Annotated in this window: 17 protein-coding genes; 8 read left to right on the forward strand and 9 right to left on the reverse strand. The window is 66.5% G+C overall.

The window, feature by feature from the left end:
* The first annotated feature begins 54 nt into the window (after nucleotides 1-54).
* From ACFVVC_RS15660 to ACFVVC_RS15670, 3 genes are all read left to right on the forward strand, one after another.
* Nucleotides 55-660, forward strand: coding sequence for a DUF6318 family protein (locus ACFVVC_RS15660; RefSeq protein ID WP_387455105.1), 606 nt, complete (start codon nucleotides 55-57; stop codon nucleotides 658-660).
* Nucleotides 661-1,151: 491 nt separating this feature from the next.
* Nucleotides 1,152-1,601 (forward strand): PKD domain-containing protein, encoded by a 450-nt coding sequence (locus tag ACFVVC_RS15665; RefSeq protein ID WP_387455108.1) that lies wholly within the window; start codon nucleotides 1,152-1,154, stop codon nucleotides 1,599-1,601.
* 123 nt (nucleotides 1,602-1,724) lie between these two features.
* Entirely contained in the window at nucleotides 1,725-2,795 is a 1,071-nt protein-coding gene (locus ACFVVC_RS15670; protein ID WP_387455111.1) for an alkene reductase, read from the forward strand.
* Nucleotides 2,796-3,026: 231 nt separating this feature from the next.
* Here ACFVVC_RS15670 and ACFVVC_RS15675 read toward each other — a convergent pair whose 3' ends face one another.
* Nucleotides 3,027-3,323: a hypothetical protein gene (locus ACFVVC_RS15675; RefSeq protein WP_387455317.1), complete on the reverse strand. Its 297-nt coding sequence runs from the start codon at nucleotides 3,321-3,323 to the stop codon at nucleotides 3,027-3,029.
* A gap of 164 nt (nucleotides 3,324-3,487) precedes the next feature.
* Between ACFVVC_RS15675 and ACFVVC_RS15680 the strand changes: the two genes are divergently transcribed.
* On the forward strand, nucleotides 3,488-5,944 hold the full coding sequence (locus tag ACFVVC_RS15680; protein ID WP_387455320.1) for a Tex family protein: 2,457 nt from the start codon (nucleotides 3,488-3,490) through the stop codon (nucleotides 5,942-5,944).
* A gap of 23 nt (nucleotides 5,945-5,967) precedes the next feature.
* Here ACFVVC_RS15680 and ACFVVC_RS15685 read toward each other — a convergent pair whose 3' ends face one another.
* From ACFVVC_RS15685 to ACFVVC_RS15705, 5 genes are all read right to left on the reverse strand, one after another.
* A complete protein-coding gene (locus tag ACFVVC_RS15685) occupies nucleotides 5,968-6,771 on the reverse strand; it encodes a YqjF family protein (RefSeq protein WP_387455113.1) in 804 nt (267 codons plus the stop codon).
* A 47-nt stretch (nucleotides 6,772-6,818) separates the two neighbouring features.
* A complete protein-coding gene (locus ACFVVC_RS15690; RefSeq protein WP_387455116.1) occupies nucleotides 6,819-7,598 on the reverse strand; it encodes an isocitrate lyase/phosphoenolpyruvate mutase family protein in 780 nt (259 codons plus the stop codon).
* Nucleotides 7,599-7,742: 144 nt separating this feature from the next.
* A complete protein-coding gene (locus ACFVVC_RS15695) occupies nucleotides 7,743-8,138 on the reverse strand; it encodes a DUF1622 domain-containing protein (protein WP_387455119.1) in 396 nt (131 codons plus the stop codon).
* Nucleotides 8,139-8,206: 68 nt separating this feature from the next.
* A complete protein-coding gene (locus ACFVVC_RS15700) occupies nucleotides 8,207-9,064 on the reverse strand; it encodes an SDR family oxidoreductase (protein ID WP_387455121.1) in 858 nt (285 codons plus the stop codon).
* 2 nt (nucleotides 9,065-9,066) lie between these two features.
* Nucleotides 9,067-9,981: an MSMEG_6728 family protein gene (locus ACFVVC_RS15705; protein WP_387455123.1), complete on the reverse strand. Its 915-nt coding sequence runs from the start codon at nucleotides 9,979-9,981 to the stop codon at nucleotides 9,067-9,069.
* 180 nt (nucleotides 9,982-10,161) lie between these two features.
* On the opposite strand from ACFVVC_RS15705, the gene ACFVVC_RS15710 reads away from it, so the two are divergent.
* Nucleotides 10,162-10,749: a hypothetical protein gene (locus ACFVVC_RS15710; protein WP_387455126.1), complete on the forward strand. Its 588-nt coding sequence runs from the start codon at nucleotides 10,162-10,164 to the stop codon at nucleotides 10,747-10,749.
* A gap of 164 nt (nucleotides 10,750-10,913) precedes the next feature.
* Here ACFVVC_RS15710 and ACFVVC_RS15715 read toward each other — a convergent pair whose 3' ends face one another.
* The gene (locus ACFVVC_RS15715; RefSeq protein WP_387455129.1) at nucleotides 10,914-11,552 is read right to left on the reverse strand and encodes a transglycosylase family protein; all 639 of its coding nucleotides are present in this window, start codon (nucleotides 11,550-11,552) and stop codon (nucleotides 10,914-10,916) included.
* 167 nt (nucleotides 11,553-11,719) lie between these two features.
* Complete coding sequence (locus tag ACFVVC_RS15720; RefSeq protein WP_387455132.1) at nucleotides 11,720-14,341, reverse strand: ABC transporter; 2,622 nt, start codon at nucleotides 14,339-14,341, stop codon at nucleotides 11,720-11,722.
* A gap of 48 nt (nucleotides 14,342-14,389) precedes the next feature.
* On the opposite strand from ACFVVC_RS15720, the gene ACFVVC_RS15725 reads away from it, so the two are divergent.
* From ACFVVC_RS15725 to ACFVVC_RS15735, 3 genes are all read left to right on the forward strand, one after another.
* Nucleotides 14,390-15,451 carry an adenosine deaminase gene (locus ACFVVC_RS15725; protein ID WP_387455135.1) on the forward strand — a complete coding sequence of 354 codons (1,062 nt, stop codon included), beginning with the start codon at nucleotides 14,390-14,392 and terminating at the stop codon, nucleotides 15,449-15,451.
* A gap of 262 nt (nucleotides 15,452-15,713) precedes the next feature.
* Entirely contained in the window at nucleotides 15,714-16,646 is a 933-nt protein-coding gene (locus tag ACFVVC_RS15730) for a glycosidase (protein WP_387455137.1), read from the forward strand.
* Nucleotides 16,647-16,750: 104 nt separating this feature from the next.
* Nucleotides 16,751-17,065 (forward strand): acylphosphatase, encoded by a 315-nt coding sequence (locus ACFVVC_RS15735; protein ID WP_387455140.1) that lies wholly within the window; start codon nucleotides 16,751-16,753, stop codon nucleotides 17,063-17,065.
* A 39-nt stretch (nucleotides 17,066-17,104) separates the two neighbouring features.
* Here ACFVVC_RS15735 and ACFVVC_RS15740 read toward each other — a convergent pair whose 3' ends face one another.
* Complete coding sequence (locus ACFVVC_RS15740; protein WP_387455142.1) at nucleotides 17,105-20,773, reverse strand: TM0106 family RecB-like putative nuclease; 3,669 nt, start codon at nucleotides 20,771-20,773, stop codon at nucleotides 17,105-17,107.
* Between the last annotated feature and the right edge of the window lie 68 nt (nucleotides 20,774-20,841).

The following is a 20,841-nucleotide window of genomic DNA, read 5'->3' on the forward strand; positions in this document are numbered from 1 at the left end:
TTTATGTCGCGCGCTTATTGGTCCCGGGCGCAACGGTCCAGCGCGGGAGCCCTTATGGTCGCGGGCTCGCTCCTGCTGGCCGGCTGCGCAGGCGCATCACCCGCGGATCCAGGCACAGCCCCGCCGGCGGCATCAGCGAGCGCCGCGTCCAGCGTCCCGGCCACCCCATCCCCGACGCCGAGCGCCGTCTACAAGCCGGCCGACGCATCCGGCCCCGCCCAAAACGTCCCGGTCCCTGTGCTTCCGGACGTGGCGAAGACGGAGACGAAGGAAGGGCTCGAGGCATTCGCTAAGTACTGGTACGCCACGCTCGGCTATGCCTACGAAACAGGTGACATGGTGCCGCTCGAGGCTGTATCGGATTCGTCATGCTCAACCTGCCTCAAAGTGAGGAAAGAGGTTACCGACTGGCACTCCAGTGGTCGTTGGCTGGAGGGTGGGCGTGTGAGCGTTGAGGCTGTCGACAGTAACTTTGTACAGAGCCAACCGTCCACATATCAAGCCATTGCTCAGGTGAAGCAGGAAGCTATCAGTTATCACTTGTCGGATGGAGCCGTGAAAGGACGGTTGGAGGCCCTCCCAACAACGCCTGACATCCTCGTGGCTAAATACGTTGGAAATGAATGGAAAGCTCAAACGGTCGAACATATGGTCAAGTAATGCAGTCACTTCTGCGTGGCGTGCCTTCGCTCGTGGGACTCCTTGTGTGCTTGATACTGAGCCTGTCCTCCCTGACCACGTCAGCAGCAGACGATTCCCCTTCCATCGGCTCGGGATGGTCTGGCAATGGTGCAAACGTGGGCGGCGGTTGGCGCCCGAACCCGGCGACAGGCGTCTTCGAACAGACTGAGGGCGGTGCACCGGAGGCTGACCCGTACCAGTACAAGTACGAGTACCAGTGCGACCTCGATGGAGGCGAGTTTGCCACTCCTTGCCTAGGTCGGGACCTCGCATGTAAAGGCGGACCGGAGGGGGAAGATGGAGTTCCTGTTGTTTGGTACCGGGCCCCGGCCGGTATAACAAACCCAACCTGGACTTACCACTCCGGGCCTACCTGTTTCTTTGACGCCAAACCGGAGGACCTCCTGCCACGGATCGCCGCAGAGATTCAGCGGCAGTTCCAGAACCTCCCCGTGAATGCCGGGAGTGTCGTGGCTCAGCCGAGCCCCAATACGCTGCGCGGCGCCGAAACCAATTTCTACGCGGAAGCCGTCGAGCAACAGTTCGACATCACCATGTTCGGCCAGCAGGTCCACGTCGTAGCAACACCCGTCCAGTACACCTGGAACTACGGTGACGGGACGGTCTTCGGCCCCCAGCCGTCAATGGGAGGTCCCCTGCCGCAGGAGCGCTGGGGAGAAAAGACCCGCACCAGCCACGCCTATGCCGCGACCGGGGACTTCCAAGTACTGCTGACAACGTCGTTCCAAGGCACGTACTCAGTGAATTCCGGTCCGCCATTGCCCATCCCGGGCCAAGGCCAGTTCAGCGCCCCGCCGCAAGGCATCAGCGTCTGGCGCTCGCTCACCCGCAACTACGCCGACGACTGCAACGCCAACCCCCAAGGCCAAGGTTGCCCAGGTGCCGTGACACCGCGCTGAGCCCGCTCCCGGATCCGAACGCCCAAAGTCCATGGAATGTGATCCCGGTCCCAGAAGGAATAGTTGCACGCGCCCTACAGTTGGCATGGACAGTACGTCTCCAGCCTTCGAAAGGAACTGCGCATGCTGTTTTCCCCACTCACCCTCGGTGAACTTGAGCTTCCCAACCGCCTGGTGATGGCGCCCCTGACCCGCCTTCGTGCCGGCGAAAAAGGCGTCCCGGGCCCGCTCCTGGCAGAACATTACCGCCAGCGCGCTTCCCTTGGCCTTATCGTCAGCGAGGGCACCTACCCCACCCCGGCCGGCCAGGCATACCCGGGCCAGCCAGGAATCGTCACCGAGGAGCAGGTCGCCGGCTGGAAGAAGGTCACGGATGCGGTCCACGCCGAGGGCGGCCACATGTTCGCCCAGATCATGCACGGCGGACGGGTATCCCATTCGGACATCACCGGGGGACTGGAAATTGTCGCTCCCAGCGCTGTAGCAATTGACGGGGTGGTCCGCACTCCCGACGGCAAGAAGCCGTACCCTGTTCCGCACGCCCTGACCACCGACGAACTCCCCATGGTCATCCAGGAATTTGTCAACGCCTCACTGAATGCCATCGAGGCAGGGTTCGACGGCGTGGAACTGCACTCGGCCAACGGTTACCTGCTGCACGAGTTCCTGGCCCCCAACTCGAACGTCCGCACTGACAGCTACGGCGGATCGCCTGAGAACCGGGCCCGCTTCGTCATCGAAACCGTCAACGCCGTGGTGGCAGCCCTCGGCGCCAACCGGGTGGGCCTGCGCATTTCCCCCGAGCACAACGTCCAGGGCATCTCCGAAACGGACGCAGCGGATGTCCGTGCCACCTATGAGGTCCTTGTGGACAGCATTGCGCCGCTCAACCTGGCGTACCTGAGCATCCTGCACCACGAGCCCACCGGCGAACTGGTCCAGGACCTCCGCGAACGCTTCGGCGGCCCCTTCCTGGTCAACACCGGCTTCGGCGTGATCACCACGAAGGAAGAAGCCGTGACCCTGGTGGCCGACGGCCACGCGGACGCCGTTGTGGTGGGCCGCCCCGCGATCGCCAACCCGGACCTCGCCCGGCGCTGGAAGGAAAGCCTTCCGCTGAACGAGCCCGACCCGTCCACCTTCTACGCAGAAGGCGCCACCGGCTACACGGACTACCCGGTGTACCAGGGCTAGGCTTTTCCCCGGCCACCCCGAACCAAACGACGACGGCGGCACCCTGGCCGGGTGCCGCCGTCGTTGGCTGTCAGGGGTGCTGGTCCCGGGCAGCAGCGCCGTGAGGCCATCCGACGGCCTCCGGCTGAGAATTTATGTGGCCCGCCGGACTCCCTCGGAAGCCGGCGGTGATCAGATGATACTCCAACGAATGGACTCTTACCAGAGCCAATTTAAGGTTCGATACCCTGCTCACAGCACGGCCTCACGGCCAGTGCCCTCCCTCATCAGCAGCCTGCCGTCCTCGATGGAAACCAACACGCTCTTGGGCCTGCCGCTGACCTTCGTGATGGCCTTGAGCCCGCGGTTGGTGACCTCTACTCCCACCTGCGCGCCCTTCGCCGGAAGCTCCACGGAAACTTCCGCGGCGATGCCGAGCAGCGGATTGGTGGAAACATCCAGGTCCCGGCGCACGACTTTGCCGTTGACCGTCACGGTGATGTTGGCCTCGTCGAACCCCTCCTGAAACACGACAAGCAGTTCCCGCATGGTGGCCTCTTCCTCGAGCGTGGGTACCAGTGGCTGCAAGTCCACTACAGCACTTTGCGGGCCTGAGCGGAATACTCGCTTTCCCCGGCTCCTGATCGTCAGCGCCAGCCGCGGTGGAGCCATGCGGGCCGGTAGGGCAAGATGTTCTGGTGACCCAACAGCCTGTGCCTTCCCCCGCTTCCACCTCCTCCGGCGCGTCAGCCGAAGACCCCATCTTCGGCCAGATCGCCGATGAACTGGGGGTCAAGGCCTGGCAAGTAAAGGCGGCGGTAGGACTGCTCGACGCCGGGTCCACAGTTCCCTTCATCGCCAGGTACCGCAAGGAAGCCACGGGGACGCTGGACGATACCCAACTCCGTGACCTCGACGAACGCCTCCGCTACCTCCGCGAACTCGGGGACCGGCGTCGTACGGTGCTTGAAGCGGTTGAGGCGCAAGGACAGCTGACGCCCGAACTCCGCAGGGCGATCCTGGCGGCGGATACCAAGTCCAGGCTTGAGGACATCTACCTGCCGTTCAAATCCAAGCGCCGCACCAAGGCCCAAATTGCCAGGGAAGCCGGGCTGGAACCGCTCGCCGACGCACTGCTGCAACGCCCGGACCTCCATCCTGAACGGGAAGCCGCAAAGTACCTCAACAGTGAGCACTCCATTGGCGACGCCGCCGCGGCGCTCGCCGGCGCCAGGGCCATCCTGGTGGAGCGGGTGGCCCAGGATCCAGACCTTGCCGCGACCCTGAGGGACCGTCTGTGGAGCCAGGGCCGGATGGTGTCCCGCGTGAAGAAGGGCAAGGAATCCGAGGGGCAGAAGTTCTCCGACTACTTCGAGTTTGCGCAGGCCCCGGACCGGATGCCGTCCCACCGGGTGCTGGCGCTGCTCCGCGGCGAGAAAGACGGGGTCCTGGACTTGGATCTGGCCGAAGCCGATCCCTCGGACGACGCCGCGCTGACCGCAGCCCGCGCACGCTACGAGTCCGCAGTGGCCAGGTTCCTCGGGGTCGCCGACCGCGGCCGTCCCGCCGACGCCTGGTTGCTGCAGACCGCCCAGGTGGCATGGCGTTCCCGCGTCCTTGCCCGGCTCACCGCTGACCTGCGGGGCCGGATGTTCGCCGCTGCGGAGGACGAAGCGGTGCGGGTGTTCGCCGCCAACCTGCGCGACGTCCTGCTGGCCGCGCCCGCCGGGAACCGTGCCACCCTGGGACTCGACCCCGGGCTGCGGACCGGAGTGAAAGTGGCCGTGGTGGACGGTACCGGCAAAGTGGTTGCCACGGACACGGTGTACCCGCACGCTCCGGTGCGAAAATGGGACGAAGCCCTGGCCACCCTGGTGCAATTGGCGCGCCGGCACTCGGTCGAACTCGTGGCGATCGGCAACGGGACGGCGTCGCGCGAAACGGACAAACTCGCCGCGGAACTGATCAAGCTGCTGCCGGGCGTCGACCGCAAGCCACAAAAGCTCGTGGTGTCGGAGGCGGGTGCCTCGGTCTACTCCGCCTCGGCGCTCGCCGCCGCCGAACTCCCGGGCATGGACGTTTCGCTCCGCGGCGCCGTGTCCATTGCCCGGCGCCTGCAGGATCCACTGGCCGAACTCGTCAAGATCGATCCCAAGTCCATTGGCGTGGGCCAGTACCAGCATGACGTGACAGCATCCAAGCTGGACCGGAGCCTCGACGCCGTGGTGGAGGACTGCGTGAACGCCGTGGGCGTGGACGTCAACACAGCCTCACCCGCGCTGCTGAGCCGGGTGGCCGGCGTCGGACCGTTGCTGAGTGAAAACATCGTGGCTTACCGCAACGAACACGGGCCGTTCTCCAAGCGGACTGACCTGAAGAAAGTCCCGCGGCTGGGCGCGAAGGCGTTCGAGCAATGTGCAGGCTTCCTGCGGATCACCGGGGGAGCGGAACCGCTCGATGCCTCGAGCGTGCACCCGGAATCGTACGCCGTGGCCAGGAAGATCCTGGTTGCCGCCGGGGCGGCGCCGGCGTCATCCTTGGACCCGCGGAAGTTCGTCGACGATGCCGTCGGCCTCCCCACGGTCAAGGACATCCTTACCGAGCTGGACAAGCCCGGCCGGGACCCACGTCCCGCCTTCGCAGCAGCAACATTCTCGGAGGGGATCGAGAAGATCTCGGACCTCAAGCCCGGAATGGTCCTGGAGGGGACGGTGACGAACGTTGCGGCGTTTGGGGCGTTTGTGGACGTGGGGGTTCACCAGGATGGACTGGTGCACGTTTCGGCCCTGGCCAACCGGTTCGTGTCCGATCCCCGCGAGGTGGTCAGGTCCGGCCAGGTAGTCCGGGTTAAAGTCCTGGAGGCTGATCCTGAACGGAAGCGGATTTCGCTGACCTTAAGGCTCGACGACGAACCGGCCGGCGGCGGGGCAGCTTCGGGGCGGCGAGGCCCGGGCACCGAAAAGACGGAGCGCACCGGAAAGACGGAGCGCACTGGAAAAGCTGAGCGCGGCGGAAGACCTGAGGGCGGCGAGCGTGGCGGCCGCCCCGGCCGCCAACAGCCCAAGCAACCGTCCGGGGCGCCGGATGGCGTCCGGTCGGCTCCCAGAGCCCAGGCCGGCACCAATACGGCAATGGCCGAGGCGCTCCGGAAAGCCGGCCTGGCCAAGTAGCCTGCGGCCAGCCCGGAGATGCTTTATCCGGGAGCGCCGATCATGCGTGGCCGTCCGAACCTGGTCCTGACTCCCGGCGAATAGAGCACCGAATCCGGCGGCCCGTCAACGTTGATCCCGGCAGCTCCAATCAGTCCATCGTTCAGCTGCTGGACCTCGGCCTGGAAGAGCGGCCATGCCTGGTGGGTGTTCGGCACGAAGGCGGTCCTTCCAAAAAAGCGGCCGTGCATGCCGAACCTCGCTGTCAGGAAGACAGACAGGGAATCGATGGCGGGCTCGCGGAGCTTGGGGACGACCGTGAAGTCGCCGCATGCCCCTGTGCTGCCAAACCGGCGCACGGTATAGCCGACCGGAAATTCATCGGTGGGGCCCGCACCCGCGGCGCCCGGACGCGGTGTTCGGCTCCCGCCGTCAGGAAAGGGCGGCCGTTGCCGTATTCGCGACCAGACGTAGGGGATTCCTGCTGCCCGTGTGGCCAGGACCACCGGCAGCCGGTTTGCATCCAGGCTCAGGAACACCACACCGCGGGTCCCGTCCGGCTCACGGGAGTACAGCCGGACGTTCACCTCGTTGAAGCTGCCCAGATAAGGAATCCCGGGGCCGCGCCCAAGCGCCGCCTGCTCCATGCGAAAGCCGATCAAACCCACCCAGGAACTGTCGTCGAACACATCCGGCCGGATTCCCGCAGGCATGAACGCGGCTGCCTCCTCCTCCGGGATGCGCCAATGAAGGAAGACAGCGTCCAGCCAGCGTTGGTCGGAGAACACCGGCGCCGGCAGCTCCGGCGGCCGTGGCCACACTGCTGCCGCACTTGCACTTCCGGTCACGGTCAATCGACTCCTTCGCTGGGCACGGCCGCGGACGCTCGACGTTGCTAGTTCAACGGACGAGTGTCCTCCGGAAGCTGTCCGCCGGCGATCAAGGCGGCCGCGGTGTCAGCCAGTGCGGTCAGTGCCACGCGCTGTGTCCACGGACCGTACGAGATCCGGGCGACGCCCAGTTCCTGCAGCCGGGCCGGGGGAAGGGAACCGGGGACGTTGATGACAGAGAGCTTGTTCCATCCAATACCTTCCACCAATGCGGTGACCGTAGGTTCATCCAGAAGCCCGGGCACGAAGACAGTAGTGGCACCGACGTCCAGGAATGCCCTGCCGCGGGCGATGGCGTCCGCCAGCACCTCGCCGGGGTTACGGTCCTTGCCCTTGAGGAAGGCGTCGGTCCGGGCGTTGAGGACGAAATTGACCCCTTCCGTCGACGCGGCGTGCACTACTTCTGACATTTGGTTGACCGCATCGGCCAGCGGCCTCATCTGGTCCTCGATATTTGCCCCGACAACGCCGACACCGATGGCCTTTCGGGTGGTCTCCCCGGGGTTGCCGTAGCCGGACTCCAGGTCGGCGCTAACCGGCAGGTGCGTGGCGGCGGCGATGCGGCCGACGCAGGCGATCATCTCGTCGACGGGAATGTTCTCGCCGTCCTCATAGCCCAACGAGGCGGCGATGGAGTGGCTTGCCGTTGCGAGGGCTGTGGTGCCAGGGACATCCGCTATGACTTTGGCGGTGATGGCATCCCAAACGTTGACCACTTGAAGGATCTCAGGAGCCTGATGGAGACGGAGCAGTTCGGACGCTTTGGTGCGAAGAGTTTCAGTCATGGCTGAAGCCTAACGGACGCTGCAAGGGCAACGCCGGGTCGTGGCCCGAACCTATATTCCTGAGCACGGATTCCTGCTTGCCCACACCGGGACCGACGGGGCGGGCCGGTGTTGGGTTTGCCCGCAAGTCCAGGCGCGGCGCCCCTACCCGGCGGGGGCGGCGGCGCCGGAGCGGGGTTCCGTCGGGCCTTTTTGCCAAGGCCAGCGGCCTGTGATCTCCAGCTCCAGGGAGAAGCTGAGAAAGGTCCTGATCAGCACGATGATGGCCAACACTCCGACGCTTTCGAACGTCGGCGTGACCGCGACAGTGCGGATGATGTCCGCAGCGACCAGCAATTCAAGGCCCAGGAGGATCGAACGGCCCAGCGACTGGCGGTACGAGCGGTAGAAGCTCAGTCTCTCCGCGCCGGCCGGGAGCTGCCGCGGCTGATACCCGCGGATCGCCGGCGGGAGGGACACCAGTGCCCCGATCACCATGACCGCGACCCCTGCGAAGTCGACCAGCTGGCCGGTGGCTTCAATGATCTGCCTGAATTCCATTCCCTGCCTTACTTTGAGCCAGGCATTTGCCGCCCGACGTGGAACCGACCGGGGTGCGGGGGTCCCGGCTACGGATGGCGGCTGCCGTTCCCTGCGATGACGTCCCTGTACCCCTCCCGGAAAGTGGGAAACGTGAAGTTGAACCCGGTGCTCCGCAGCAGGTCGTTCCGGCAGCGCTTGTTGCCGCCCCGGGCGGGACCTGCATCGCCTGCCTGGGGTTCGGGCAGCCCGAGTTCGGATGCCAGGAAGCGCAGTACGGCACCAAGATCGGCCGGTTCGTTGTCCACGCCGACATAAACCGGAGCAGGAGCATCCGCCAGCGTGGCCAGGTGCACGATCGCCGCCGCGGCGTCATCCCGGTGGATCCTGTTGGTGTAGCGCACGTCTTCCGGAATGACGGCCGAGCCGCTCCGCACCTGGTCGATCAGCCTGGTCCGGCCTGGCCCGTAGATGCCACCCAGCCGGAGGGCCGTGGTGGCGCTTGTGCCGGAAAGCCGGCTGTGCAGGAGCTCCTCGGCCTCAAGCAGCACTTTCCCGGAGAAACCACCGGGGTTCGGCTCCGTGGCCTCATCCACCCAGCCGCCCGCTGCGTCCCCGTACACAGCCGTGGACGAAACGAAGAGGACGCGTTCCGGGGTCACGCCGTCCCGCTCCAGCGCATCCAGGACATGTGCCACCCCGCGTACATACGCAGCACGGTATGCCTCCTCTGAGGGGGCATCAGCAGCTACAGCTATGACGACGACGGTGGTGTCCGCCGGGATCGGCGGCAGGGTGGGGGATCCCAAGTCTGCCGCGGCGCCTTCGATGGCTGCCGGCAGTTTTTCGGGGGAGCGCCGCCACCCTACGACCCGGTGGCCAAGGGCGGCGAACCGCAGTCCTGCCTCGGTGCCCAGGTCGCCGCACCCCGCCAGCAGCACGGTCATGGCTACGGGGCCTCGACCGGGAAGAACACGCGCGGGTCCTGCAGCAGGGCGGGGTAGGCGAAGGCTGAACGGTCGATGATCTCCAAAACCTCGAATGTCCTGCCAAAGCGGCCGTCATCGAGCGTGATGGGACGGCCCACTACCTGGCCAAGCGCGAACTTTGCCCCGTGTTCCAACGGGACAGCAACGGGCGTCTTCCCCGGGAGGGTGCGGAATGCCTCCTCCTGCGCCTGCCGTTTGCGGGTGGGCTTCTTCACCTGGGGCTTGGGCGGCGCTTTCTTCGGGGCGCGGGACGGACGCCGGGAACCGTCGTCAACATAGACCGGGGTGTAACCGTTGTCCGCGGTGGACATCACTGCCGAGGCGTTCCGGTTCACCGGTGGAAGTGCCACCGTGGTGAGCGACTGCGGGTCGACGTCGTCATGAGGGTCGCGGAGGATCCACAAGAGGTCCCCTTCCGGCTCCAGGGGCAGGAACTCGTGCCGCGGCTCCGGCCAGACGTAGTCCATCGACTGAATGGCGTCAGGGAACATGGAGGCGTAGACCTTGGGTTCCTTGTGCACCAGCTTGGACCGGTGGCTCAGGTGGAAGTCGGGATCTCCGAGCCACGGCGGCATGATGATCTTGGCGGCGTAGTCCGGGTGGGCTGCCTGCGGCGCGAACTCGGCGATGTTGGCCCGTGTGTTATCCGGGTGGCCCCGTTCCATCCACTCGTCCACCATCGCGAGCCCATACATGGTGAGGGCAGGAACATGGCCCATCCACATCCTGACCGCCGGGTGGGTCTGCCAGCCGTATTCGGGGATCACCAATGCACGGAGGGTTTGCAGCGCTTCAACCCGCTGCTTGCCCAGCCGCGCGGTGTCCAGGGCTGCGGCGCTTTGGCGGAAGTCAGGGTACGGGAGGAAAGTTTGCATCCATTCAGTCTGACGGCAGCCGGCGGAAGTGCCAATTGCTGTGCCCGCGGCCACATCCCGTGGCCGGTCCGCGACGCGATCTCCGCCACCAGCATGTCCAAATAATGGACGCCTACATACGGCTTCCAGGTTAAACCACTAAGATCTCGGCAACCACCCCAGCGTTTTGGAAGCCCACTCATGACATCTACACCTGAAAAGTCCCCAGCCGGCGCCCGCCCGGCTCTGCCCCGCTACGGACAGATGCTCGGCCCCGAGGCACAGGGCATCCTGGTCCTCGACGAGTTCACCATCGATCCCGCAGCCGCCCGGAAGGACCAACACCGGTTTCGCGACGGCCTGGCCGCCGTAGCGAGGACCGTGCGCCGGATTGCCGCCCTGCGCGTGGTGATCGCGCTCGTCGCCATCGGAAACCTGCCCCTGTTCCTGCTCTCCAGCGGATGGTGGATCTACGCCGTCTCGCTCACCCTCGTCGTCGCAGTTCACAGCGCCGTGACACTCTTGAACAGGCATGAGCCCCGGCTCAAGCAGCGCTCGGCGCTGGAACTGCACATGCACCGCGAACGCAGCGCCAACTACCGCAAGCTGCGCGACGCAGTGAAGTACATGATCGATACCCCCAGCCGCATGAACGAGCACCTCTACCTGGAATTGCTCGCCGTCAAGCGGGTGGCCCTGAACCTTGCGCACGGCACCGTGGCGCTGCTGGATACCAGCGACGAGTCCGCCTGGAAGGTGCGGATCGTCCGCGAACTGCCCGCCGCCTGACCGGCCGGCGCCTCCCCGCCCCGGCAGCAGGCACCGGTTTAACAGAACGACGCCGGCACACCCCTTGTGGGGTGTGCCGGCGTCGTTCTTTTGGTCAACGGAATTTGTCTATCGCCGACCTGTCTGTGGCGCCTTGGGAGGCGGTGCGGCCAGGGCCGCTGCCGTCAGGCGGGGAGCTGGATGACCTGTCCTTCGAACACCAGGTTCGGATCGGAAATGGTATCCAGGTTGGCGTCGGCCAGGTGCTGCCAGCCGCCCTGGATCCCCAGCTTCTGGGCAACGATGCTCAGGGTGTCGCCGGCCTGCAGGGTGTAGGTTTCACCGCTGAGCGGAACGGACGTTGCATGCCGCGGTGCCTGCTGCACGGGTGCGCTCTGCACCTGCGTGGCCTGCTTTACCGGGGCACCCTGCACCGGGGCGCTCTGGACGGGCGCGCTCTGCACCGGCGCGCCGCCCCCGCCACTCAGGCCGAGCTGCGACGCGCAGGAGGGCCAGGCGCCCCAGCCCTGGGAAGCCTGCACCCGTTCGGCCACAGCGATCTGCTGTTCGCGGCTGGCGTTTGCCGGCGAGCCGGTGCCGCCGTAGGCAGACCACGTGCTGGAGGTGAACTGCAGGCCACCGGAGAAGCCGTTCCCGGTGTTGGTGGACCAGTTGCCACCGCTCTCGCACTGGGCCAGGGAGTCCCAGGTGGAGGTGGGGGTTGCCGCGTTGGCGGCGGTAGCGGATAGGGCCAGGCCTGCCGCTGAGACGGCGGCCAGGGTGACGCCGCGGCGTGCGGCAGTACGGAATTTGGTGTTGTTCATGATGTGATGCTCCCGAGGGCCACCAGCGCTGGTTCCGTCCCCGGAGATCGTCGCGCTACTGCCCACCCCTGACAAATAGAGGTCAACGTCGGTGGCTGCCGCTGGGCAGTTCTGGTGGAGGCAGCACCGGGCAATCAAAAGCCCGCCAAACGGGCATGCATTTCACGCTAAGACATAGCCTTGGCGTTATCAAATCGGGACCTGCCCGGGTGTTGGCTGGCAGTTTCCTGGCCGAGTGCAGCTGCCAGGTAGGGAGCGGTGCGGCTTTCCGCGGACTGCGCTACGGCGATGGGTGTGCCGGCGGCCATGATGCTGCCGCCTTTGTCCCCTCCGGAGGGCCCAAGGTCAATGACCCAGTCAGCACCGGCCACAACGGCCATATCGTGTTCAACCACCACCACGGAGTTTCCGGCGTCCACCAGGCCGTGGAGCTGTGCCATCAGCAACTGCACGTCAGCAGGGTGCAGGCCGGTGGTGGGCTCATCGAGCAGGTAGAGGGTGTGGCCGCGCTGTGCCCGCTGCAGCTCTGTGGCGAGCTTGATCCGCTGCGCCTCGCCACCGGAAAGCTCCGTGGCGGGCTGTCCCAGCCGCAGGTAGCCCAGGCCAACGTCGCGCAGGCTCGTGAGGCTCCTCGCAGCGGCGGGAACGTCGGCAAGGAATTCGGAGGCGGCGTCCACGGTCATGGCCAGGACCTGGGCCACGTTCAGTCCGTGATGCTCCACCTCAAGGGTTTCAGGGTTGTACCGGGATCCGCCGCACTCCGGGCACGGACCGTAGCTGCCGGGCAGGAACAGAAGTTCCACCGCCACGAACCCCTCCCCCTGGCAGGTCTCGCAGCGTCCGCCGGCAACGTTGAAGGAGAACCGGCCGGCGCCGTAGCCGCGGGCCTTGGCTTCGTCCGTGGCGGCGAAGGCTTTCCGGACCGCGTCGAAGAGTCCGGTGTAGGTGGCAAGGTTGGAGCGCGGGGTCCGCCCGATCGGTTTCTGGTCAACTTTTACCAACCTGTCGATTTGCTCCAGCCCGGACACCGGGCCGACGCTGAGCGGGGCGCTGGGCTCCCCTCCGTTCTCTTCGTCGTCGGCTGCGCCGATGGATGTCGCGGCGCGCGGTTCACCGTCAGGGCGCAGCCAGTCGCCCGCCACCTCGGCCAGGACCTGGCTGACAAGCGTGGATTTCCCGGACCCGGAGACGCCTGTGACAGCGGTCAGGACGCCCAGGGGGAATTCGGCGGCGAGGTCTTGCAGGTTGTGGCGGCTGATGTCCCGCAGTTCAAGCCACCCTGCCGGTTTGCGGTCACGGGCCGGGGCGTCGTCGTCCGCTTTCCGACCGGAGAGATCCGGGAACAGGTACGGCCTGGTGACCGAGTCCTCCACCCCGGCCAGCCCGTCTACCGGACCGCTGTAGAGCACCTCGCCGCCGCCCTCGCCGGCGCGCGGACCCACGTCCACCAGCCAATCTGCGTGGCGGACAACGTCCATGTTGTGCTCCACCACGAACACCGAGTTGCCGGACGACTTCAGCTGCTCCAGCACCTCCAGGAGGGGCTCGGCATCTGCCGGATGCAGCCCGGCAGAGGGCTCATCGAGCACATAGACCACGCCGAACAGCCCGGAGCGCAGCTGGGTGGCGATCCGCAGCCGCTGCATCTCGCCGGGGGAGAGCGTGGGTGTGGAGCGGCCCAGGGCCAGGTAGCCCAGCCCCAGGTCCAGCAGCACGGTGACGCGCTCCAGCAGGTCGCGGGTGATGGCGACGGCCACCTCGTTGGCTTCCCCGGAAGACTCCTTCCGGGACGCCGTCCCGGCTGAGGCCAGCTCGGAGGTGGGACGGATGATCCGCGCCAGCCCTGTCAGCGGTACCTCGTTGAGCTCGGCGATCGTCCGTCCGGCGAAGGTCACGGCCAAGGCCTCCGGCCGCAGGCCGCTGCCGCCGCAAAGCGGGCACGGACCGGATTCCATGTACGCAAGCACGCGCTCACGCATGGACGCGCTCTGCGAATCGGCCAGGGTGTGCAGGACGTAGCTTCTGGCGCTCCAGAACCGGCCCTTGTAGGGTTTGGCCACGCGGTCGCGCTGCGGGGTGACTTCCACCACGGGCTGTTCCTCGGTGAAGAGGATCCAGTCCCGGTGCTTCTTCGGCAGCTTCCGCCAAGGGGTGTCGACGTCGTAGCCCAGGTGGGTGAGGATGTCCCGCAGGTTCTTTCCCTGCCAGGCGCCGGGCCAGGCGGCGATGGCGCCGTCGCGGATGCTCAGCGACGGGTCCGGGACCAGCGAGGCTTCGGTGACTGTGTGCGCCACGCCCAGGCCGTGGCACTCCCTGCACGCGCCCGCGGCCGTGTTGGGAGAGAAAGCATCCGAGTCCAGCTGCGTGCTGCCCTTCGGGTACGTGCCGGCCCGCGAGAAGAGCATGCGCAGCGAGTTGGAGAGCGTGGTGACTGTCCCCACCGTGGACCTGCTGCTGGGGGCGCCGCGGCGTTGCTGGAGTGCGACGGCGGGCGGCAGCCCGCTGATCAGCTCCACCTTGGGGTTGTGGCCCTGCTGGATGAGGCGGCGGGCGTACGGGGCGACGGATTCGAAGTAGCGCCGCTGCGCCTCGGCATAGATGGTGCCGAACGCCAGGGACGACTTGCCCGAGCCCGAGACGCCGGTGAACGCCACGATCGCATCACGGGGGACATCCACGTCCACGTTCCGGAGATTGTTCTCGCGCGCTCCCCGGACCCGGACAAATCCGTCCGCGGCCGGGCTGGGAACCGGGTGCTGCAGGTCATCAGTGTGCTTGGCGTTCTGCATTGGTTCGACTCTAGTGGTGATTCGGCCGCCGGGCATTATCCTGTCCGGATGGAAACCTACGCCGGCGGCAGCACCATGCCCGAATCCGAAACGGTCCCCGCGGAACCCGCGGTCCCCGCCAAGCCCCTCCCGGTGGCCGAACTGCACCTGCACATCGAAGGTACGCTTCAGCCTGAGCTCATCTTCGCCCTGGCCGAGCGCAACGGCATTGTCCTGCCCTACTCCGGGTTGGAAGAACTCCGGGAAAAGTACGAGTTCACTGACCTGCAGTCCTTCCTGGACCTCTACTACGCCAACATGGCCGTGCTGCGAACCGAGCAGGACTTCGCGGACATGACCCGTGCCTACCTCGAGCGCGCCGCTGCCGCCGGCGTCCGGCACGCCGAAATCATGATGGACCCCCAGGCGCACTTGTCCCGCGGTGTCCCGCTGGAAGCATGCGTCAACGGCGTGGCCTCGGTCCTGGCCACGTCCCGGCAGGACTACGGCATCTCCACCATCCTCATCGCCGCCTTCCTGCGGGACCTTCCGGAAGACTCGGCACTGGAAGTCCTGGACCGGCTGCTGGCCATGGACGCGCCCATCGGAGCCATCGGCCTGGACTCGGCCGAGGTCGGAAACCCGCCTTCAAAGTTCGAACGGCTCTATGCAAAGGCCCGCGAGGCCGGCCTGCGGCTGACGGCGCACGCAGGGGAGGAGGGCCCGGCGTCGTACATCATCGAGGCCTTGGACCTCCTGGGCGTGGAGCGTATCGATCACGGCATCCGCTGCATGGACGACCCGGACCTGGTGGAGCGCCTCGTCGACGGCCGGGTTCCCCTCACCGTCTGCCCCCTGTCCAACGTCCGGTTGCGTGCAGTGGACACCCTCGCGGACCATCCCTTGCCCGCCATGCTGGCCGCGGGCCTGAACGTCTCGGTCAACTCGGACGATCCTGCCTACTTTGGCGGTTACGTGGATGACAACTTCGCCCAACTGACCGCGGTGTTTGAGCTGTCCGACTTTGACAGGGCCCGCCTGGCCGCGAATTCCATCCACTCTTCCTTCGCGTCGGAGGAACGGAAAGCTGAGCTGCTGGAGGAATTGAACGGCCGGGAAGCCACCGCCTGAGCAACCACTGTGCCGCGGGCAACAGAGCGGCTCCCGGGCCGGTAAACTGGGAGCCGCAGGCGTGTCTGGGGAGTGCAGGGCAGCACCCATGCCAGCGCTTGAGGGTTATGCAGCCGGCCCTTACCCGAGACCTCCGCCTCACTTGCGGCACGATCCGCTTCATAGTCGGTCACGACACGCAGAGTTAACCAATTAAAGTCGCGCGATTTAATGGGCAGTTGGCAAGATGCCTAAGACCGATCGCTTTTATATAAGGGGAATCATGGCCAAGTCCACCGCAGAAAACACCTATCTTCGTCTCAAGACCGTCCTGGATGTCCTGACCGAAGGCGTGTGGTCCGGCGATGCACTGAATGCTGGCCAGGTCCTGGCGGAAGCAACGGCCCGCGTACCGTTCAACGAGCACGAGGCCGAACTCCTCAGCGGCGGCATTCCCCGCGGCCACAAGACCCTTACCTCGGCGACCGCCAAACTGGTCAAGGCCGGCTGGCTGGTCAAGGGCCGCACCGGCTGGACCATTACCGAGGACGGGATGCGCGCCACGGTTGCCTTCCCCGACGCGGTGTCCTTCGCGTCAGCGCTCGACGCCGGCACGCCCGTCCCTGCCGACGCTCCGGTCCCCACCGCTCCCGAAGGCTTCGTCCGCCCGGTCTCCGCCGCGGCTTCCGTCCTGGAAGTTCCGGCCAAGGATGACGCCACGGCGGCGAAGAAGGCTCCTGCCAGGAAGACTCCGGCCAAGAAGGCGGCCGCCGCCGTGGGCAAGGCCGCCAAGGCCATCGAAGACGCCGTCGAACCCGTGGTGAAGGCTGTCCGGAAGAAGGCTCCGGCGAAGGCCAAGGCCGAAACCGCAGTGCCCGCAACGGAGCCGTTCGAGGGTCCGGACGTCGAAACCCACCCGCAGCCGGAGGCCGTTGCCCTGGCCGGCGACTTCAACACCATCCTGGGCGCACCGGAGAACTGGGCGCCGCAGTACGACGAAGCGCAGATGGAGTTCGACTTCCTGGACCAGCTCTGGAAGAAGAGCGCCGAGCTTCCGGCCGGTTACTACACCTTCAAGATCGCCCTGAACCGATCTTGGGAGGAGAACTACGGCGCCTTCGGTGCGTTCGACGGCCCCAACCACGAACTGCACCACGCAGGCGGCACGGTGACCATCCGCTACAACCACGCCACCCGCGACATCACCATCAACTAGCCGGTATCTCCTCCCGGCCTCGGTACGCAGCGGCACAAAACCGCGTTTCAGTGCGGTCGGTGCCCGCGGCCGGGAGGAGGTTGCCGGTCCCGAGGAGGAACACCATGGGCAGGCACGCAGGCGCACCGAAGGACGGTTCGGCGCCGGATGCCGTGCGGCTGGACGCCCGGGTGTTCGGCATGGTCCAGGGTGTGGGCTTCCGGTATTGGACCATGGCCAAAGCGGAGGAACTGGGACTGTCCGGTGAGGTGACCAACCTCAACGACGGTTCGGTGTCAGTCGCAGCCGAAGGCCCCGAGCCCAAGGTCCGGCAACTCCTGGAATGGCTCAACTCCGGCAGCACTCCAGGCCGGGTGGAACGGGTGGACGGGACAACAACCCAGGCCCTGGGACACTTCCACGGTTTCCGGGCATACTGACCACCCGTTCCCAACCATGCGCCGACACGCCCGCCGTGCCTACTCCCGCGGACTGAGGCCGATGAACGCGCCGAGCTCCTCCAATGCCTCCGGTTTGTGCGGCATATAGCTGGTGAGTTCGGGGGAGCGGATGATGACGGCCCGCCACTGCCCGCGCGACACCGCCACGTTGATGCGGTTCCGGTTCAGCAGGAATTCCGCGCCTCGTGGAGCCTCCGCTACCGCAGAACAGGCCATGGAGACGAACACCACCGGCGCTTCCTGGCCCTGGAACTTGTCTACCGTGCCCACCCTCACCTCGGGCAGCCCGGCTTCCGCCAACGCCCTCCGGACCAGGTGCACCTGGGCGTTGTAGGCAGCCACCACCATCAGGTCCTGCTGCTCCAGTGGCCGGGATCCAGCATCCGGGCCACAGGTCCACTCCAGGCCGAGGTGGCGGCGCGCCTGGCGCACCACCTCCTCTGCTTCCTCCTTGGACGCTGTAGCATTCCCGCTGTGGTTGACGAACACCGTCTCCACCCCGGGGGGCATCCCATCGAGTCCGCGCAAGCCCGCGGCCGGTGCTGACTGCAGCTTTCCGTCGTAGCTGAGGTTGGAGACCGCCCTGCACAGCTCCGGGTGCATCCGCCAGGTATCGGCGAGGAAGTAGCCCAGGCTCGCGGGAAGGGTTGCATGACCCGCCGCCAGCCAGCCCAAGGCTGATTCGTCCACCGGTTCCGGATGTGCCCCTTGGGTGACCTGGGGGAGCTGTTGCGGATCACCCAACAAGAGCAGCCGGTCCGCAGCGCGGGAAACCGCAAGCGTGTTGGCCAGCGAGAACTGGCCGGCTTCGTCGATCACCAGCAGGTCCAGGGATCCGGCAGGGACTTCCTTGCCGGTCATGGTCCAGGCGGTCCCGCCCACCAGGCAGCCGCCCGGTGCGGCGAGCAGGCGTCCTACATCACGATCGTCCGTTGCCGTCCAGGGGACAGCGTGGGGCGCGGCGAGCTTCTTGGCCACGACGGAAGGATCCACGCCGCCGGCCTCGATAGCTCGGCAGAGCAGGTTTTCCACCACATTGTGCGACTGCGCAACCACCCCCACCTTCCAGCCCTCCCGCACCAGCTCGCCGATCACGTGCGCGCCGATATGGGTCTTGCCCGTCCCAGGGGGGCCCTGGACGGCCAGGTACGAAGCGTCGAGGTCCCGCAAGGAGACAGCAATGGCTCCGGCGTAGTCGGCTGTGCCGTCCGGCAGGTGCCGGACCCCGGCCGGGGCGCCCAGGCTGCGGAACCGCGGGGGCACCTTGCGCAGGATGTCAAGGCCCGGCTGTGCGGGCAGGCCCGGTGCGGTGGAGCCGACAATCCTGGCAAGTTCCGCGATGGCGGCCTCAATGTTGTCTGTCGGTATGGGCGTATCCTCGGTCAACGCCATCGGCAGGTGCGGGTAGGCGGCAACCTTCCCGGATTCCCGCTCCGAGATGGTGATGATGGTGTGCTCCGGGTTGTCCGGGACCGCCGCGAGGTCGTGGATGCGGGTCTTGAAGGCATACGCCCTGGCCTGCGGTGCTGCATTCGGGGCAGCCATGCCCTCGGGCCCGGGGGCTTCATACAGCCGGCACCAGCTGGAATCGACCCGGAAGTCGGAACCCTCCGTCATGGTTCCGCGCAGCTGCAGGACCCTGGTGCGCATCCGTTCCCGTGGTTTGGCCAGGGCCCAGTCCGAAATGACCTCCGCCGATGAAACCATGAACACGTTCCGCTGGTCCGCCCAGTTCTCCACGGGCGCTTCGACGCGGTCGAAGTGCTGCCACCAGAACTGTTTCCGCTCGCGCCGGTGGTAGCCGGTGGCCGCTGCAACCATGGCGACGGCCCGCTCATCATTGGTCCAGGGCCGGTCATCGGGAAGGCCCGCCAAATACTCGCGCAGCTGCACTTCCTCGGGAGTTTCGTCCGGCGCGTCCCGAAGGTTCTCGTGCGCGGGACCTCCGGGTGGCGCCGTGTCGGCCGGTGAGCCGCCGGCGGGTGCCGGTTCGGCGGTGTTCGCCGGCAGCCCGGCGGAGCCGGTGTCCTTGACTGCCTGTGGGGCGATCTCCAGCAGCCAGTCCCGGAGCCGGAGGGTGGAAAGGCAGTCGTATCGGTTGTACTCCGAAATGGACGCCAGGACGGCATCGGCTTCGTCCTGGCGGCCGGCATCCCGGGCGGCACAATATGCGGCATACGCCACCACGGAGGCGCCGGCGTCCTTGACGTCCCCGGACCGCAGGTTGTCCCCCATGTACAGCGGTTCCAGCTTCTTGATGGAATACGAGGCCTCGGAGATACGGATGGAATGCTTGACAGTGGCGTACAGGTCCACCAGCAGTCCCTGCCGGAGCCAATCGTCCACCGTGTCCTCGCCGGCCTGGTGCACCAGGGACAGGTTCCGCAGGGCCGTCTTTTCGTAGGCGGCGTAGTGATAGACGTGCATGTCGGGGTACCGGGCGCGCCGCTTCTCCACGTAGTCAAGGAACTCCAGGAAGGCGCGGCGTTCACCGGACCGGGAATGCGCCCAGAACGGACGGAATGCGGGCACCTGGCCGGCGTCCGCCGCGGGGGCTTCGATGACACCGAAAAGGTATTCGATTCCCCACGCACCCGTGGCTGGATCCTGCCAGAGCGGATCGCCTTCGAAGTCGAAGAAGATGTCTCCGGCGCTCGGAGCGGGAAGCGAACCGATCGCGTTGTCCGCAAGGACGGTATAGGAGACAGTGTGGGGCTGCCCGTCTTTCGTGAACGTGCGGGACCCTGCGGTTGTGTCCAAGCCCAGCTGCATGCGGGCTTGCGCGCGGAGGCGTGCCAGTGACCCCTGTGCATCCGGGGCGGGCATGGCCGCGAGCTGGTCAATGGTGGTGATTTGGGCGGTGTGGAGTTTGCGCCGTTGGACGACGGACATCCCGGCGACCATCAGGAGATCCCGGTGCAGGGTCACCTGCTCGGCGCAGTAATCGCAGCGCCCGCAATGCACGACGCCGGGCTGTTGCCACTGTACGGGGGCGTCTGCGGCTCGGTGGCCGGCCGTCAGATACCGGAAACGCCGGCGCCGTTCGCGGAAGACCGGAAGCAGGTCTGGCAGCGAATGGCTGCTTCGGAGCCAGTCGTCACCGACGCGGGTGCCGAGGACCAGCGTGACCACGGGCGAGGGTTCCAGCCCCATGCCCAGCAGTTGGTCTCCGTACGCGGCGAGCTGCAGCAACGCCCCGACTTTGGCGTGCCGGGCCAGTTTGGTATCCCAGACTTCGTAGCGGCCCGGGGTTCCAGTGCCTGCGGCCTCGTTGACCAGGAAGTCGGCGTAGCCCAGGAACTCGCCGTCGAAGAAGGTTGCCTGGAACACCACGTCTGCGCCGGAGCGAAGGGCAAGCTCGGTTTCCGCGTGCTTTGCCTGCAGCTCACCGCGCAGGTTCCGGCCGCGCTCCAAGGAGTAAACACCCGAACCCCGGCCGGCATCCCACCGGCCATACTTGGCCACCAGGCTCGCGAGGACAGTCTGCTCATGCCGGTCGCCCAACAGGCCTGCACGCTGCTGCATCTCATCAACCGGGAACTCTGCTTTGGGAGCACGTCCCAGTTTTTCGTCCAGCACGCGGAGCGTGCGGTACTCACACTCGCTGGCAGCCACAAGGTCGCTGGCTGAAAAGACAAGATCCGGCGAGGCTCCGGCCTCCGCGCCGGCAGCGTCGAGCAGAAACACGGGGCCTCCCCAACTGTTCGCAGGCCGCGGGAGGGTTCCCTTGGCCTGAAACCAAACCTAGCAAGGGG

This window comes from Pseudarthrobacter sp. NPDC058196, assembly GCF_042882685.1.
GTDB lineage: Bacteria > Actinomycetota > Actinomycetes > Actinomycetales > Micrococcaceae > Arthrobacter.